Source organism: Deltaproteobacteria bacterium, assembly GCA_016874775.1.
Lineage (GTDB): Bacteria > Desulfobacterota > Binatia > Bin18 > Bin18 > VGTJ01.
This window is the reverse complement of the sequence record VGTJ01000038.1, coordinates 1-14,594: the sequence shown is the minus strand read 5'-3', so window position 1 is coordinate 14,594 and position 14,594 is coordinate 1. Positions and strand designations below refer to the sequence as shown.

The following is a 14,594-nucleotide window of genomic DNA, read 5'->3' as shown; positions in this document are numbered from 1 at the left end:
CTTCCCATGCCCGACCTTGCCATCAGAGACCTCACCAAAACTTTTCGTGGGACTCTCGCGGTTGATCACGTCAGTATTGATTTCCCCGCCGGCGAAATTCACGCCATCCTCGGCGAGAATGGTGCAGGGAAGTCTACTCTTATGCATCTGGTTTCTGGTTTATATCGCCCCGATCTTGGCACCATCCTCATCGACGGCCACCCCCACCGCTTCTCGTCACCTCGATCTGCACTTGCTGCTGGCATCGCCATGGTTCACCAGCATTTCATGCTCATCCCTTCGTTTACCATTGCGGAAAACATCCTTCTCGCACATGCAGGTTCCAGTCTCGATAGAATCGATCGTAAGGTTTTATCACAACAAATAGTCACTCTCGCAACTCACTTCGGCATCAACATCGAAAATCCTGACACCCCCATCGCAGCACTGTCTGTCGGCTCTCAGCAACGTGTAGAGATCCTCAAAGCGCTCGCTGCCTCGGCTCGCATCCTGATTCTTGATGAACCAACCGCCGTTCTTACTCCAGCTGAAGTTGAAAATCTTTTCGCTGTTCTTCGTCGTTTGAAACAAGAAAGATATCTGATTCTTTTGATCACCCACAAAATTCCCGAAGTGGTCGCCATCGCCGATCGCCTCTCCGTTCTGCGTCGAGGTCGCTTGGTCACAACGAAAAACACTGCTACCACAACTCCGGCAGAACTCGCTCAACTAATGGTCGGAGAGCTGCCTCTTCCCAGCGCCTCCCTGAATCTCACCTCCTCAACTTCGCGTGACCACCCACCACACACCTCCCCACACCTGTCTCTCGATAGCACCTCCTTCTCAACCTCCTCTCGTGGCGTCTCGCTCCACAATCTTTCCCTAGACGTACGACCTGGTGAGATCGTTGGCATCGCCGGAGTTGCGGGCAATGGACAGACGGAACTCATCGAGATTCTGCTTGGACTGCAGCAACCAACACAAGGAACCATCACCATCAGTGGTAATCAGCTGCGCCGCTCTTCCCCAGCTCAAATGCGTACCCTGGGGATCGCCCTTATTCCCCAAGACCGCCGCCAGGAAGGACTTGCCCTTTCCCTGTCTGTGGAAGACAATCTCCTCCTTAACTCTCAACGTCTTGCCACCGTATCTCCTGGACCATTCCTCAGCCCCAGCGATCTTCGCCACTTCGCTATCACGCAAATCGACCGCTTTGGCATTCGCACGTCATCACCATTCGCCGCGACCTCTTCTCTCTCTGGTGGTAACCAACAGCGCATCGTCATTGCCCGTGAACTAGCAACACAGCCACAGTTAATCATCGCTGCCAACCCAACTCGCGGACTGGATATCGGAGCAACCGATTATGTACACCGCACCCTGAACGAACACTGCCAGCGCGGTGCAGGAGTCTTGCTCTTCTCTACCGACCTTGACGAAATTCTCGCCCTCAGTCATCGCATCTATGCACTGTATCATGGTCGACTCTTGGGTCCCGTTGATCCTCAGATAGAGCCCGCGATACTCGGCCAAATGATGACTGGAGTGACCACCGCATCGTGACTGTTCAACTAACCGCACTCATATCGCCACTCCTTGCTCTTGCATCAGCAGCGATCGTCATTGCGTGCGGGTTATGGCTTACCGGTGCCGATGTCCCAAGCGTCTTTGTAAACTTATGGCTCGGCGCAGCAGGTGATTCCTACCGCCTCTCCGAAACCGCGGTAAAAGCTTGCCCACTACTATTCACCGGTCTCGCAGTAATGTTGGCCCTTCGTGCTGGCGTCTGGAACATTGGCGCCGAAGGACAACTTCTCCTCGGTGCCCTCGCGACCGCGTGGGTCGGTCAGCACCTCACCTTCATTCCTTCACCCCTCGCAGTCGCGATTGTCGTTGCTGCCTCGCTTAGTGCCGGAGTGTTTTGGGCTGGCTGTGCCGCCTATCTCAAACAAAAACACAACGTCAACGAAGTCATCAGTACGATTATGCTCAATTTTGTCGCACTGTACCTTGTCAGTTATGGTGTCCACGGTCCACTCATGGAAGTGGCCGGGCAATACCCACAAACTGACCCCCTTCCGCCTACGGCCACCCTTCCTCGGCTGTTTCCTCCAGCTCGCTTCCACCTAGGAATTCTCTTCGCCCTCGTTGCTGCACTGATAGTCTGGATTTTCCTTTTCCGCACGAAAGCTGGCTTCCGCATCCGTGCCACTGGTGCGAACCCAATTGCCGCTCGCTTTGCTGGCATTGCCACAGATCGCCAAGTCGCGCTCGCCTTTCTGCTCAGTGGTGCGCTTGCTGGCCTTGCCGGAGGTATTGAAGTAAGCGGAATCACGCACCGTGTGTACGAAAAATTTTCACCTGGTTACGGCTATACTGCCATTGCTGTCGCCCTCGTCGGCCAACGCTCTCCGATCGGCGTTGTGTTCGCTGCACTCTTCTTTGGTGCATTAGACGCCGGGGCCAGTGCTGTACAACGAACCATCGGGCTCTCCTCTGTTCTTGCATCCGTCATACAAGCCGTTGTGGTGCTCTTTCTTGCCGCCTACAGTACCGCTACCGTTCAACGCTTCATCCACCGGACTTCAACACGCCTCATCGTACCGCTCCTTTTGTGTTGGTTCGTACTTTTACCTTCCCTGACATAGTGCTGAAATGGATTTTCTCATTGCCCTTCTGAACAATAGTGACGCACTCCTACACTCCACTCTCGTAGCGGCAACTCCTCTTTTGTTCGCTGCGTTGGGAGAGACCTTCGTGCAACGCGCAGGCATTATTAATATCGGACTTGAAGGCATTCTCCTCACCGGTGCTTTCGCTGGTATGACTGCCAGTTACTTCTCCGGCTCACCTCTACTAGGACTCATCGTAGGTGCAGTGAGCGGCCTTCTCCTTGCCTTGCTCTTCGCCGGATTAACAGTCGGGCTTAGTGCTGATCAAATTGTCGTCGGAGTAGGTCTTAACCTGTTAGCGGCTGGACTCACTGGTGTTCTCTACCGTGGGATTTTCGGCGTTACTGGGCAGGCCTTACAGGTCTCCACATTTTTGCCCATCCATATCCCCTTTTTCAGTACGCTCCCAATCCTTGGCTCATCCCTTTTCCAGCATGCAGGGCTTGTCTATCTTGCCATTACCCTTGTGCCGATATGTACATTCTTTCTTTTTTACCTTCGCGCTGGACTCCAACTTCAAGCGGTAGGGGAGCATCCCCACGCCGCCGAAACGCTAGGGATCTCCGTCAAAAGAGTCCGTTTCCTGGCTCTTGCCTTCGAAGGTGTACTCGGAGGCATCGCGGGCAGTTATCTCTCACTCGCGTACTCAAACACCTTCATTGAAGGAATGTCTGCAGGGCGTGGCTTCATCGCCCTTGCTATCGTTATCTTTGGTCGCTGGAATCCCACTGGAGCGCTATGGGGTGCCCTATTCTTTGGTGTAGCCACGGCATTGCAGTTTCATCTACAAGCGCTCGGTTCAGAGCTGCCATACCAGATCGTGCTGATGCTACCGTACGTACTGACGCTCTTAGCATTGATGCTGCTGAAAACCAGCGCCACCGCGCCAGCCGCACTCGGACAGCCATACCATCGCGAGTAGCGGTGACCATTCCGCTATACTGAATTTGTCTGTCTGAGAAATAGAAACGCGAGAGCGGAGGGAGTGGGATTCGAACCCACGAGAGCCTTGCGACCCTACCGATTTTCAAGACCGGCGCTTTCGTCCACTCAGCCATCCCTCCCTGTAGTATTTTCAGCTATTTACAAACTTAATCGCCATGGCTGAAAACCTGTGGGGCAACTACGGGACATCAAAATTTTCCTGCACGCCGAGTATTTACCAGCAGTCACGATGGCGGTCGAGGCCATACGCGAACACTCTTTTTACATACAATGTCCGATAATTTTTCTTTGGTGAAAAACGAATCGGCCACCGTCCTTCTGTTTCTCCGTGCAAGCGCTCCTCAGTAGGCTGTCAGTCGATATTGCCCCAAGAGTACAGACAGAGAAGCACCCACCCCTTGGAGATTCTGCGTTGCTATCTCAATCTTCTTCATGTTCTCAGCGTTCTGCGCGCTCGCACGCTGGATGCTTGTCATCGCACCTACAACCTGGTCTATCCCCGTAAGCTGTTGTTCACTAGACGTGGCAATGTTCGTCATGGCACGCGCCGCATCGGCGATGTTGCTGGACAAAATGCGAATCGACTCTCCCGCTTCTAGGGATTGAGAAACTCCGACTTGAACGGATTTAGTCCCTTGCTCCGTCACCAGCACCGCTACATGGCTCGCTTTCTGAATGTCGGTGAGAATGGCACTAACCTGGCTTGTTGCTTGCTTGGACTGGTCAGCGAGCACTTTGACTGCGCGCGCAATCACGGCAAACCCTTTTCCCAATTCACCAGCGTTCGCCGCCTCAATCGCCGCGTTCACCGCTAGAAGCGAGGACTGCTCAGCGACCTCGTTCACGGCCTCAATGATCGCAGCGATCGCTTGACTGTTTTCACCTAAATGAATGACACTGTCGGCAATCGACTCCATCTGTTCGCGGATACGGTTCAAGCCAGCGTCTGCTTTCGTCAACGCAAGTTCACCGTTAGCCGAGACAGTCGCGGTTTGCTTACTATTCTCAGCTACCGCTTTCGCTCGCTCATTCGCCATGTGGGCGATTTTCTTGACCTCCTCCAAAGTCGTTGCGGTTTGCGTCACCGCAGCCGCCGTGTCAGTCGTGCTCCGCGCAACCTGCGATATCGTACTGAGGATCTGCGCAATCGCATGAGACAGGACTTCTGTCCCCTCGCGGACTTTTCCGTTCATCTCTCGCAAATTTTCCACCATATGGGCGAAGTTACGCGACAGCACATCTTGTGTTGACTTCGGATCAATCGTCACAGTGAGATCGCCGCTGCTGACACGATCCGCCGCTTCCGCAATCCCCTGAATATAGGAAATCAACTCTCGAAAGGCGCCAGCCAGTGCCCCAGTTTCATCCTTCGCGTGATGATCGATCTGCTGCCCGATCTCTCCAGTCGCAATCAGCCGCGCAGCTTGTGTCATCTTCACCAAGGGCGTCACAATCGAGTACGCAATGGCCCAGCTCAACCCAATGGCCAGCAGTAACGCAACTCCCAGTACGATCGCGGCATGTTGCGTCGCGCGTCCTGCCGTCTCTTCACTTTTCGCCTTGATAAAGCTCGTCCCCCCACGCACGAGCAGGCCCAGGTCTTGGAGCATTTCCCCAGTGCTTGTAAACATGGCTTGAAACTGAACGAGTTCTGCTTCGACCTGATCCCAACTGCCACTCGCTGCCAGTTTTACTGTTTCCTGCGCCCGCGTTACATACATCGAAAGCGCCGCGTGCACCTGGCCCATCATATCCTTTGCGTCTTGCTCCAGCGGAAAGGTCTCAAGCGCGTCAAACGAAGCGGTAATGATCTCCGCCTGGTTTTGCAAGTCTGTCGTTGCTTCATCCTGTCCGGTTTGATCACGGCGTTGCGCAGCAATCCAGGCCCGAAAAACAATCCCTCGTAGCACATCGTACGCCCGTTCTATCGTTGCCACCGTTCGCACCGCTTCAAACTGTTGTTCACTCACTCCGTACAACTGGGTCAGTTCCGTAATGCCGCGATATCCAGTCGCGCCAACCACCGCGACTGCCACGAGTAATGTCGCGCTCAGCATTAACAGTTTGTTGCGTACCGAAACGTTCTTCAACCGAAACATGGTCGGAATCCAATCTGCCGCAAAGCTACGAAAGATTTGCACCACCCCTGTGGTGTCGGCATTGAAGAATGATCGGCCACTGAGAGCTGGCCTTTAGTACGAGGATGACTATATGATCCCTGCTCCCACCAACTCTGCTAGCTCCTTCGCGTCATACCCTAACCATTGCCCATAGATGTCAGCATTGTGTTGCCCTAACCTCGGTGCCGCAGAGCGGACCCCTGTCCGTGTACGAGAGAACTTCGGCGCAGTTCCATAATGCGTCAAGTTGCCTGCCGTCGGATGCTGAATCTCTGCCACACTCTCACGTACGCGAAAGTGCTCTTCTTTCACAATCTGTCCAAAATCGAGGATCGGTGAACAGGAAATGCTCTCCGCGTTAAGCGTCGCTACCACGTCTTGCACACGCTGTGTACGTGCCCACGCGGCGACGACCTGCTCAACGAATGGTTCATTGGCTTTGCGCGCTGCGATGTTTCCCGTCCGTTGGTCATGCATCAAGTCCTCCCGGCCAATGAGTTGACAAAGCCGTTGCCACTGACGATCGTGCGCTACCGCGAGCATCACCTCACCATCAACGCAACGAAAACTATTGCATGGAGCCGAGGATGGATGCCGATTGCCATTGCGCTTCCATACCTCACCATTCATCGCGGCATGCATCATTCCCCCTTCTGTCACAGAAAGTGCGCTGTCCACCATCGCAACATCTACCCATTGTCCCTCTCCCGTTCGTAACCGCCGCACATATGCCGCCAATGCTGCCTGCGCAGCTTTGACACCGCTGAGGTAATCAACGATGGCATTCCCGACTTTCGTCGGTGGCCCATCCGGCAGCCCCGTCACCGACATGATCCCACTCATCGCCTGGGCATCGGTGTCGTATCCCACTTTATGTGACAACGGGCCCCATTGTCCTAAGCACGAGAGTGACACGTAGACAATGTCCGGCTTCATTTGGCAAACCTGCTCATAACCAATGTTCCATTTGCTCATGGCACCAGGACGAAAGTTTTCCAAGACAATGTCCGCACGACTCGCGAGTCGGCGAAAGATCTCTTGCCCTTTGGCGTGATGGAAATTCAACGTGATCGATTTCTTATTCCGGTTGATACTGAGAAAGGGTGCTCCATTGTCAGCCTCTGGAGCATTCGGCACTTTAGGCCCAAACAAACGACAGATGTCCCCAGTCCCCGGCAGTTCGCACTTGATCACCTCGGCTCCCATATCCGCTAGCTCTGCGCCAGCAACCGGTCCAGCATATGTTGTACACGCTTCAATAACGACGACCCCTTCCAATGGTCCGACTGATCCAGGACGCGCGTCGCGATAAAATTCCTCTTTAGTCATACGCCCCTCCTTACTCCCTACTCTCATTGCATCGTAGGAAGTGATTTGCTAGCTGTTCTTGTCGCGTGGCACAAGTACTTTGAGAGGAGAGTTCTATGAATCAGCATCAGTTGGTCTGGCGACGCGTGGTCTTGTGGTCAGCACTTGTCTGCTCATTTCTCGCGGTCAGCATTACGCAGGTACGCGCTGACGAAACCTGCCAGTCGCCCTATCTGCCCAAAATTACCGGTGAAGAAGACTACGTCTACATTTGGACGCTCGGCGATAAAGGGTTGGGAGACAGTTCAGATAAACTTGTCACAATTGGTGCGAATCCCAAACGTCCAGATCAGTACGGGAAAGTCCTCTCTAGTGTTTCCGTTGGCGGACAACACGAAGCCCATCACGGTGGCTTTACCGACGACCGTCGGTATCTCTGGCTTGGTGGCCTCGATACCAGCAAAATTTTCGTTTTCGACGTCGCTGCTTCGCCAGCGAAACCTGCGTTAGTCAAAACCATTGATACGTTTGTCAAAGATTCTGGTGGTGTCGTCGGGCCACATACCTTCTATCCTCTACCAGGCCGCATGCTCATCACCGGACTCTCAAACGAGAAAGATCACGGCGGCAAGACGGGCCTCGTCGAGTACAACAACGAGGGCAAATTCATTCAGACCTACTGGATGCCCGAAGGTGCCGAGTATGGCTACGACGTCCGTATTCAGCCACATCTCAACCGCATGTTGACCTCGTCTTTCACGGGTTGGAACAATTACATGATGGACTTCGGCAAGATGCTCGCTGACCCGGAAGCGATGAAACGCTTTGGCAGCACCATGGTGCTCTGGGATTTCCACGCCCGTAAGCCTATCCAAACATTCGAGGTCCCTGGCGCGCCTTTGGAAATTCGTTGGGCACTACAACCCCGACATCACTATGCATTTACTGCCACGGCTCTGACCTCAAAGATCTGGCTCATCAATCAGAAGGAAGATGGGACTTTTGCTGCCAAGGCCGTTGCCGACATTGGCGATCCCAAGAAAGTGCCACTGCCAGTCGACATCAGTCTCTCGGCTGACGATCAATTTCTCTTCGTCAATACGTTCATGGATGGCACCTGCCGTGTATACAATGTCGCAGACCCAACCAAGCCACGCATGATTCACGAGCAAAAAATTGGCGCGCAAGTGAATATGGTTTCGCAGTCATGGGATGGCAAGCGCGTCTACTTTACGACCTCACTGCTAGCCAACTGGGACAAAAAAGGCGAAGCGAACGAACAGTTCCTCAAAGCCTACACTTGGGACGGCAAAGCCCTGAAACATTCATTTACGGTCGATTTCAACAAAGAGAAGCTCGGTCGCCCGCACATCATGCACTTCGGCCAGGATCAGTTTTATAAGAATCAGATTTACACGGATAACATGGGGACCGATACTCGGCGAGTCGCAACAAACATGCAGTGATACGTATCGCGTCAAACGTCACTTGAGCATACCACCGACACTTCCCATATTCCCAGGCGCTTCGCTTACACTCCCCTCTCCCTGGCAGGGAGAGGGCTAGGGTGAGGGTTGAATGTTATGGAATAGGGTAAACACAACCGCTATAATTTGCAGGTTTCAGAAGTGTCCAATAATCTTTGCTTGGCTCTCCTCGTTTCAGTCGTGATTCTCTCTTCTTCCTTGTCCTACGCCCAGAGTACCAACGCTCACACGACCGCGATCCCCGACGCTCTGCAACCGCAATTCACACCGCCACCACCCGGCACCTATACCCTACCAGTCATCGATACCGTGCATGATCATTCTTTGCTGGATCCCCAAGGGACACGTGTCAATTTGCGCTCACTGACAAAAAATAAAATTGCCGTCATCTCCTTCATGTATACATCCTGTGCAGATGTCGGCGGCTGCCCACTTGCTGCAGCAGTTTTGCATCAACTCGACCATCTCCTGAGTCAACGCCCGGAACTTGCGCGGCGGGCGACACTTCTCTCAGTGAGCTTTGACCCGGAGCGAGATACTCCTACTCGCATGGCAGAAGTCAAAGCGAAGCTAACACCACACACCGACTGGCACTTTTTGACCAGTGCAACGACGACAGAGTTGCAACCGATTCTCGATGATTTTAATCAACCCGTCGCGAGATTGACAAAAGACAACGGCGAATGGAGCGGCCTCTTCCGTCACGTTCTCAAAGTGTACCTGGTTGACCAGCATCATAATGTACGGAACATCTACAGTACCGGTCTCTTCAGCGCTCAACTTGTCCTCAATGACATTGAGACGATTCTCCTCGAAACCACTCAAAAATCAGCCACTCGTGAATCCCCATGAAGATCAACGGCCTCAGGCAACAACGTATTCTCCTTCTTCTTCTTGCCTGTTCCCTGTTCCTTGTTCCCTATCACCTGTTTGCTCCAACCTTCAGTCTCTCTTCACAGCTGTCCCCAGCCCCCCTAGGTCTTCCATCGGTTCCCGTTCCAGAAACCAATCCCCTCACTCCAGAAAAAATCGCCTTAGGCCGCCGCCTCTTCTTCGATCGTCGTTTATCACCGAATGACACCATGTCTTGCGCCATGTGCCATCTCCCAACCCAAGGCTTTACGGTTAACGAGACACGACTAGCCGTTGGCATGAATGGGCAATCGACCAAGCGCAACTCACCAGCATTGTACAACGTCGCCTATCTCCGGGTACTGTTTCACGATGGCCGCGAGTTCACCCTCGAAGACCAGATTATTGGTCCACTAACCAATCCAGTAGAAATGGCAAATCCTTCAATGGGATATGTCATCCAAAAAGTGCGACGGCTCCCTGGCTATGAAGAGCAGTTTCACAAAGTATTCGGTGAAGGCGTAAGCATTTCAACCCTGGGGAAAGCGCTGGCGAGTTACGAGCGAATACTCCTCTCAGGAAACTCACCGTTTGACCGTTGGTACTTTGGCAAAGATCAGACCGCAATAAGTGAAGAAGTAAAAGCCGGATTCAAGCTCTTCTCCGGCAAGGGACAATGCATCACCTGCCACACCATCACCAAGGACGCGGCCTTGTTCACCAACCAAGGTTTTCACAACACCGGGGTTGCACAGCTCCGACTCATTCCAGACAAGCTAGTTGATGTCGAGTTGGGCGGTGGGCTCATGGTGAAAATGCCACGCTCCCAGGTTGACGAAGTACTCACCCCGCCAGAGCAAGATCGTGGAAGATACGAAATCACCAACGACCCAACCGACCTCTGGCGTTACAAAACCCCCTCGTTACGCAACGTCGCACGGACAGCTCCCTACATGCACAATGGCGCGTTGCTCACGTTAGAAGACGTGGTGGACTACTACGACCGTGGCGGCACCGGAAGTGATGGACAAGATCCAAAGATTTCTCCCCTGCATCTCTCACTCCAACAAAAAGGCGCTCTGCTTGCCTTCTTACACAGCCTCACCGGGGACAATGTAGAAGCATTGGCTAAAGAAGGGGCGACTCCGTAAGCCACCCTACTGTCATTCTGAGCGAAGCGAAGAATCTCTCTTCATCTCTCTCGAAGCTCAACGTCTTCTCGAGTTTCACCACAGCATCTCAAACCTTCTCTACCGTTGAAAACCTATCACCAAGCTCCTAAACTTTGCTAATCATAAGGAGCATTTATGAGACCACCATCAGTAACGTACGAACTGACTTGGCCAGTCAAAATCAATGTCCAAGGAGTCCATTTGACTGAAGAGCAATTTGAGTTGCTCTGCCAAGAGAACTCTGAACTACGACTAGAACTCACGGCACAAGGAGAATTAAGCATCATGCCTCCAACCGGATCAGAAAGTGGCTGGCGCAGCGGCGAAACGTTTTTCTCCCTCACCGCATGGGCAAAACAAGACGGCACCGGTCTGTCGTTCGATTCCTCAACAGGCTTCACACTGCCCAACCGTGCCATTCGTTCCCCCGATGCATCCTGGATACGCCGTGAGCGTTGGGCGGCCTTGACCAAAGCTCAGCGGGCAAGGTTTGCACCAATCTGCCCAGATTTTGTTGTCGAGGTCCGTTCACAAACAGACAAGCTGCCAGACCTGGTAGAAAAGATGCAAGAGTACATCGACAACGGCGCCCACCTCGGTTGGCTCATCGATCCACTGGAACAACGAGTATACATCTATCGACCAGGTCAACCCGTCGAAACGCTAGACAACCCAACTTCAGTCAGCGGCGATCCTGAATGACCAGGGTTTGTATTCCACGTGCGCGCGTTGTGGGAGTAGGAGTTCTGTGGCCACACGTAAACGCCAAGAATACGGCGAGCACATTATTTCCGATCCGAAAATTTGTGGTGGCCCCTTACCTTTAAGGGGACACGCGTTCTCGTCAAAGATGTTCTCTCTTATGTAGCGCAAGGCAAAAGATGGAAGTGGATATCGCAGGCCTATGATGGACGATTGACTCGCCAAGTCATTGCCGAAGCGGTCGACCTCGCGCGAGAAGCGCTCGTCGCACGGACCGAAAAACGGCGGCGCGCAGCATAACGGTCTTGAAGGTTGAGCTGGCGCGTAAAACTAAACCTCGCCTATCTGAACAGCTTGCGAACCGGAGGAGGACTCGTTACGCTTCGGCTGTATCTATTGTCCCAGGAGGTTCTTTGCCGATGCCAGAATCATTGGCCCGCTCGCTTGGTACTATTCGTGTCGGCGAACACGGAGAGATTACCGTCCCTGCTGCCTATCGCAAGAAACATAAACTCGCGAAGGGAAGTGAGGTTGTGCTTCTTCAAATCGGTGATGCCTTAATGATGGTTCCGGCTGATCTGACGCTCGATCGCTTGTGCCGACGCATCCAAGAGGCATTGATGTCACAAGGTGTCACTCTTGAACAGGCCCAGAAGAACATGGAGCGCGTCCGTCGTCGCCGGTTCCAAGAGCTGTATGGAAGGAAGTAGTTCTATCCAGCGGCTCTTCCTCGATTCTGGAGTCTTTCTCGAAGGATTATATGCCCCTTGGAGTGTCTCTCGTGCGATTCTCATCCATGCCCGTCGTGGAGCGTTCACCATTATCCTCGCCGAGTACGTGCGCGGCGAAGTTGAGGATAATTTGCTCGCACTGCTGACCACCGACCCGTCATTGGCTGCCGAGACCATAGACGCATACGATACGCTCGTGCGGCTTCTCAAATCTGAAACGGTTCCTTTACCCAGCTCAGAAGAGATTTCTCGCTATCGTCACCTGATTCGGCATCAAGCAGACGTTCCGGTCCTCGTCTCAGCTCTAAAGGCCGCACCTGATTGGCTTCTCTCCACAAACACCCGGCACTTCACCCGACAAGTCGCTGCTCGTACAGGCTTAAAGATCACAACACCACAAGCCTTCCTGCAGAGCATGACGATCCTGAGTTGATTACCTTCCCCTGCTCTGACGAGTATAAGTATAGAGCGTAGATCACGCCGCAATTGCCGACCTGTGCGGCTGTGAATACTGGACAGCCGACAAACGAGGCTACGACGAATCGCTACGGAGCCGCGTTCTGCCACTGCTGACAACCTTTGCCGCACAGTGTTCCCCGAAGCTTCGAGAGAAAACGAAACTACGAAAGCAAGACTTGCAAAGCTAGTGCACGATCTGAACGCTGACCTCGTACAAAAAGGTTTCACTGAAGGACAGAGAATACGTTGTGTTCGCTTTGATAGGAAAAGCCAACGATACTTTCTTGAGGGAATCAATATTCGCTTGCGATAGAAAACTTATCAGTCAGTTGACAGTCCCAACTAGACCGCTACGTTACTGTCCTGACTTGCGGTCAGTAGTGAGGAGCATGTACACCAATGCATGATGTGAATCTTCTGCGTACCCACTTGACGGTGGTGCGAACTAAACTTGAACAGCGTAACTTTCCGCTCGCGGCACTGGAGAGCTTTACGACGCTTGATGAACGGCGACGGGCACTTATCCGTGAGGGCGAGGACCTCAAAGCTGCACGTAATCGCGAGAGTCAGGAAATCGGCAAGTTGATGAAAGCGGGCCAGAAGGAAGAAGCTGAGAAGCGTGGCGCTGCGGTGCGTAAGATGGGTGAGCGTATGCCAGCTATCGAAGCTGACCTCGCGGCAGTGGAAAACGAACTCAATGGACTGCTGGCGACGCTGCCGAACTTGCCGCATGAGAGTGTTCCGGTTGGGGCTGATGAGTCAGCTAATCAGGTCGTGAAACACTGGGGTGAGCCGCTGCAGTTTTCTTTCACTCCGCGTGATCATGTCGATGTCGGCACAGCACTGGGCATTCTTGATCTCGAACGAGCGACAAAAATAACCGGTGCCCGGTTCTCGATTCTGAAAGGCCTGGGTGCCCGGCTTGAACGCGCATTGATTAACTTTTGTCTCGACCTGCACACGCAGACACATGGCTACACTGAGGTACTCCCACCATTTATGGTGAATAGCCAAACTTTATACGGCACCGGGCAATTGCCGAAGTTTGAGGCTGATCTATTTAAGCTGACCGACGAGCGCAACTTTTATTTGATTCCTACCGCGGAAGTACCCGTCACCAATATCTACGCTGGCGAGATTCTCGATAACAGTCAGTTACCTATGAAGATGACCGCTTACACTCCGTGTTTTCGCTCGGAGGCAGGAAGTTATGGTAGAGACGTGCGCGGTCTCATTCGCCAGCATCAATTCGATAAGGTCGAGCTGGTAAAGCTGACACGCCCAGAGGATTCCTATCAGGAACTCGAAGCCCTCACGCGCAATGCCGAAGCTGTCCTTGAAACGTTAGGGCTCGCCTATCGGACGGTTGTTTTGTCCACCGGCGATATGGGCTTCGGTTCTGCCAAGACCTATGACATCGAAGTGTGGCTCCCGAGCCAGAATACCTATCGCGAGATCTCATCCTGCTCGAATTGTGAGGCATTCCAAGCGCGACGGGCGCAGATTCGCTTTCGTCGCGAACCAAAGGCGAAGCCTGAGTTTGTCCACACGCTGAATGGCTCGGGTCTCGCAATTGGTCGTCTGTGGATTGCGATTTTAGAGAACTACCAACAGGAAGATGGCTCTGTGGTCATTCCACCTGCGTTGCGTCCATATCTAGATGGAAGGGAAAAGATTACAGCAGAGAAGTAAACAAACGTTGCCTGACTAGCTCGAAAGCGAAGTGAAGAATCCCTCCGCGAGATCCGTCACTTAGCTCCGTCGCTGCACCAATTTCTCTTTGCGGACCGAAGATATTCCTCGTTTCGCCTATTGTGCAATCTGGTCGCCCCGAACGGCCAGCTCAGAAGCTGGATCGCCGGACACGCGGGTGTGCTTCATCACCCGTGGTTCGGCGTGGTCGAACGGACGCGCGCGATGCAGCACACAGCGGTTGTCCCACACCACCACATCACCAGGTTTCCACGCATGCGTGTAGGTACGTGGCGCCTGACACGCAAAGGTCATCAGACCATCAAGCAACTGCTCCGACTCCTCCTCCGTTAGGCATGGGCAAGAATTAAGTTACCGATTAAGAGCGAGGAAGAAGCGTATAGTTCCAATCGCCATGAAACTTACCGGGTTTGATATTGAGCGCTTGAAACTCATCGTCGGAGACCTGTAGGCC

Annotated in this window: 14 protein-coding genes and 1 tRNA gene; 11 read left to right on the top strand and 4 right to left on the bottom strand. The window is 53.2% G+C overall.

Annotation, left to right across the window (positions count from 1 at the left end; translation table 11 throughout):
• Positions 1 to 6 precede the first annotated feature (6 nt).
• The 3 genes from FJ147_08745 to FJ147_08735 are packed head-to-tail and all read left to right on the top strand — an operon-like array spanning position 7 to position 3,573.
• A complete protein-coding gene (locus FJ147_08745; GenBank protein ID MBM4255970.1) occupies positions 7 to 1,542 on the top strand; it encodes an ABC transporter ATP-binding protein in 1,536 nt (511 codons plus the stop codon).
• Positions 1,536 to 2,627: an ABC transporter permease gene (locus FJ147_08740; GenBank protein ID MBM4255969.1), complete on the top strand. Its 1,092-nt coding sequence runs from the start codon at positions 1,536 to 1,538 to the stop codon at positions 2,625 to 2,627. Before FJ147_08745 ends, FJ147_08740 begins: the two co-directional genes overlap by 7 nt.
• A 7-nt stretch (positions 2,628 to 2,634) precedes the next feature.
• On the top strand, positions 2,635 to 3,573 hold the full coding sequence (locus tag FJ147_08735; protein MBM4255968.1) for an ABC transporter permease: 939 nt from the start codon (positions 2,635 to 2,637) through the stop codon (positions 3,571 to 3,573).
• A gap of 55 nt (positions 3,574 to 3,628) precedes the next feature.
• On the opposite strand, the gene FJ147_08730 is transcribed toward FJ147_08735, so the two are convergent.
• The 3 genes from FJ147_08730 to FJ147_08720 all read right to left on the bottom strand — a co-directional run bounded on the left by FJ147_08730 (position 3,629) and on the right by FJ147_08720 (position 7,072).
• Positions 3,629 to 3,715: transfer RNA gene (locus FJ147_08730), tRNA-Ser, on the bottom strand.
• A gap of 222 nt (positions 3,716 to 3,937) precedes the next feature.
• Positions 3,938 to 5,695 carry a HAMP domain-containing protein gene (locus FJ147_08725; GenBank protein MBM4255967.1) on the bottom strand — a complete coding sequence of 586 codons (1,758 nt, stop codon included), beginning with the start codon at positions 5,693 to 5,695 and terminating at the stop codon, positions 3,938 to 3,940.
• A 108-nt stretch (positions 5,696 to 5,803) separates the two neighbouring features.
• Positions 5,804 to 7,072: a CoA transferase gene (locus FJ147_08720; protein ID MBM4255966.1), complete on the bottom strand. Its 1,269-nt coding sequence runs from the start codon at positions 7,070 to 7,072 to the stop codon at positions 5,804 to 5,806.
• 68 nt (positions 7,073 to 7,140) lie between these two features.
• Between FJ147_08720 and FJ147_08715 the strand changes: the two genes are divergently transcribed.
• From FJ147_08715 to serS, 8 genes are all read left to right on the top strand, one after another.
• Positions 7,141 to 8,490, top strand: a complete 1,350-nt coding sequence (locus FJ147_08715) for a selenium-binding protein (protein ID MBM4255965.1) — start codon at positions 7,141 to 7,143, stop codon at positions 8,488 to 8,490.
• A 147-nt stretch (positions 8,491 to 8,637) separates the two neighbouring features.
• Positions 8,638 to 9,363, top strand: coding sequence for an SCO family protein (locus tag FJ147_08710; protein ID MBM4255964.1), 726 nt, complete (start codon positions 8,638 to 8,640; stop codon positions 9,361 to 9,363).
• Positions 9,360 to 10,514: a methylamine utilization protein MauG gene (locus tag FJ147_08705; protein ID MBM4255963.1), complete on the top strand. Its 1,155-nt coding sequence runs from the start codon at positions 9,360 to 9,362 to the stop codon at positions 10,512 to 10,514. Before FJ147_08710 ends, FJ147_08705 begins: the two co-directional genes overlap by 4 nt.
• A 156-nt stretch (positions 10,515 to 10,670) precedes the next feature.
• Positions 10,671 to 11,237, top strand: a complete 567-nt coding sequence (locus FJ147_08700) for a Uma2 family endonuclease (GenBank protein MBM4255962.1) — start codon at positions 10,671 to 10,673, stop codon at positions 11,235 to 11,237.
• A gap of 69 nt (positions 11,238 to 11,306) precedes the next feature.
• Positions 11,307 to 11,537 (top strand): DUF433 domain-containing protein, encoded by a 231-nt coding sequence (locus tag FJ147_08695; protein ID MBM4255961.1) that lies wholly within the window; start codon positions 11,307 to 11,309, stop codon positions 11,535 to 11,537.
• A gap of 119 nt (positions 11,538 to 11,656) precedes the next feature.
• A complete protein-coding gene (locus FJ147_08690) occupies positions 11,657 to 11,947 on the top strand; it encodes an AbrB/MazE/SpoVT family DNA-binding domain-containing protein (protein ID MBM4255960.1) in 291 nt (96 codons plus the stop codon).
• The gene (locus FJ147_08685) at positions 11,934 to 12,401 is read left to right on the top strand and encodes a PIN domain-containing protein (GenBank protein MBM4255959.1); all 468 of its coding nucleotides are present in this window, start codon (positions 11,934 to 11,936) and stop codon (positions 12,399 to 12,401) included. The genes FJ147_08690 and FJ147_08685 overlap by 14 nt, the downstream gene beginning before the upstream one ends.
• A gap of 425 nt (positions 12,402 to 12,826) precedes the next feature.
• Positions 12,827 to 14,119, top strand: a complete 1,293-nt coding sequence (gene serS / locus FJ147_08680) for a serine--tRNA ligase (GenBank protein MBM4255958.1) — start codon at positions 12,827 to 12,829, stop codon at positions 14,117 to 14,119.
• 117 nt (positions 14,120 to 14,236) lie between these two features.
• On the opposite strand, the gene FJ147_08675 is transcribed toward serS, so the two are convergent.
• Positions 14,237 to 14,434 (bottom strand): TauD/TfdA family dioxygenase, encoded by a 198-nt coding sequence (locus FJ147_08675; GenBank protein MBM4255957.1) that lies wholly within the window; start codon positions 14,432 to 14,434, stop codon positions 14,237 to 14,239.
• Positions 14,435 to 14,594: the final 160 nt, after the last annotated feature.

What these genes read in the sequence shown, in the direction of transcription:
- FJ147_08745 (MBM4255970.1), top strand. Translation starts at nt 7, where the DNA reads ATGCCCGACCTTGCCATCAGAGACCTCACCAAAACTTTTCGTGGGACT.
- FJ147_08735 (MBM4255968.1), top strand. Translation starts at nt 2,635, where the DNA reads ATGGATTTTCTCATTGCCCTTCTGAACAATAGTGACGCACTCCTACAC.
- FJ147_08725 (MBM4255967.1), bottom strand. Translation starts at nt 5,695, where the DNA reads ATGTTTCGGTTGAAGAACGTTTCGGTACGCAACAAACTGTTAATGCTG.
- FJ147_08720 (MBM4255966.1), bottom strand. Translation starts at nt 7,072, where the DNA reads ATGAGAGTAGGGAGTAAGGAGGGGCGTATGACTAAAGAGGAATTTTAT.
- FJ147_08715 (MBM4255965.1), top strand. Translation starts at nt 7,141, where the DNA reads ATGAATCAGCATCAGTTGGTCTGGCGACGCGTGGTCTTGTGGTCAGCA.
- FJ147_08705 (MBM4255963.1), top strand. Translation starts at nt 9,360, where the DNA reads ATGAAGATCAACGGCCTCAGGCAACAACGTATTCTCCTTCTTCTTCTT.
- FJ147_08700 (MBM4255962.1), top strand. Translation starts at nt 10,671, where the DNA reads ATGAGACCACCATCAGTAACGTACGAACTGACTTGGCCAGTCAAAATC.
- FJ147_08690 (MBM4255960.1), top strand. Translation starts at nt 11,657, where the DNA reads ATGCCAGAATCATTGGCCCGCTCGCTTGGTACTATTCGTGTCGGCGAA.
- FJ147_08685 (MBM4255959.1), top strand. Translation starts at nt 11,934, where the DNA reads ATGGAAGGAAGTAGTTCTATCCAGCGGCTCTTCCTCGATTCTGGAGTC.
- serS (MBM4255958.1), top strand. Translation starts at nt 12,827, where the DNA reads ATGCATGATGTGAATCTTCTGCGTACCCACTTGACGGTGGTGCGAACT.
- FJ147_08675 (MBM4255957.1), bottom strand. Translation starts at nt 14,434, where the DNA reads ATGACCTTTGCGTGTCAGGCGCCACGTACCTACACGCATGCGTGGAAA.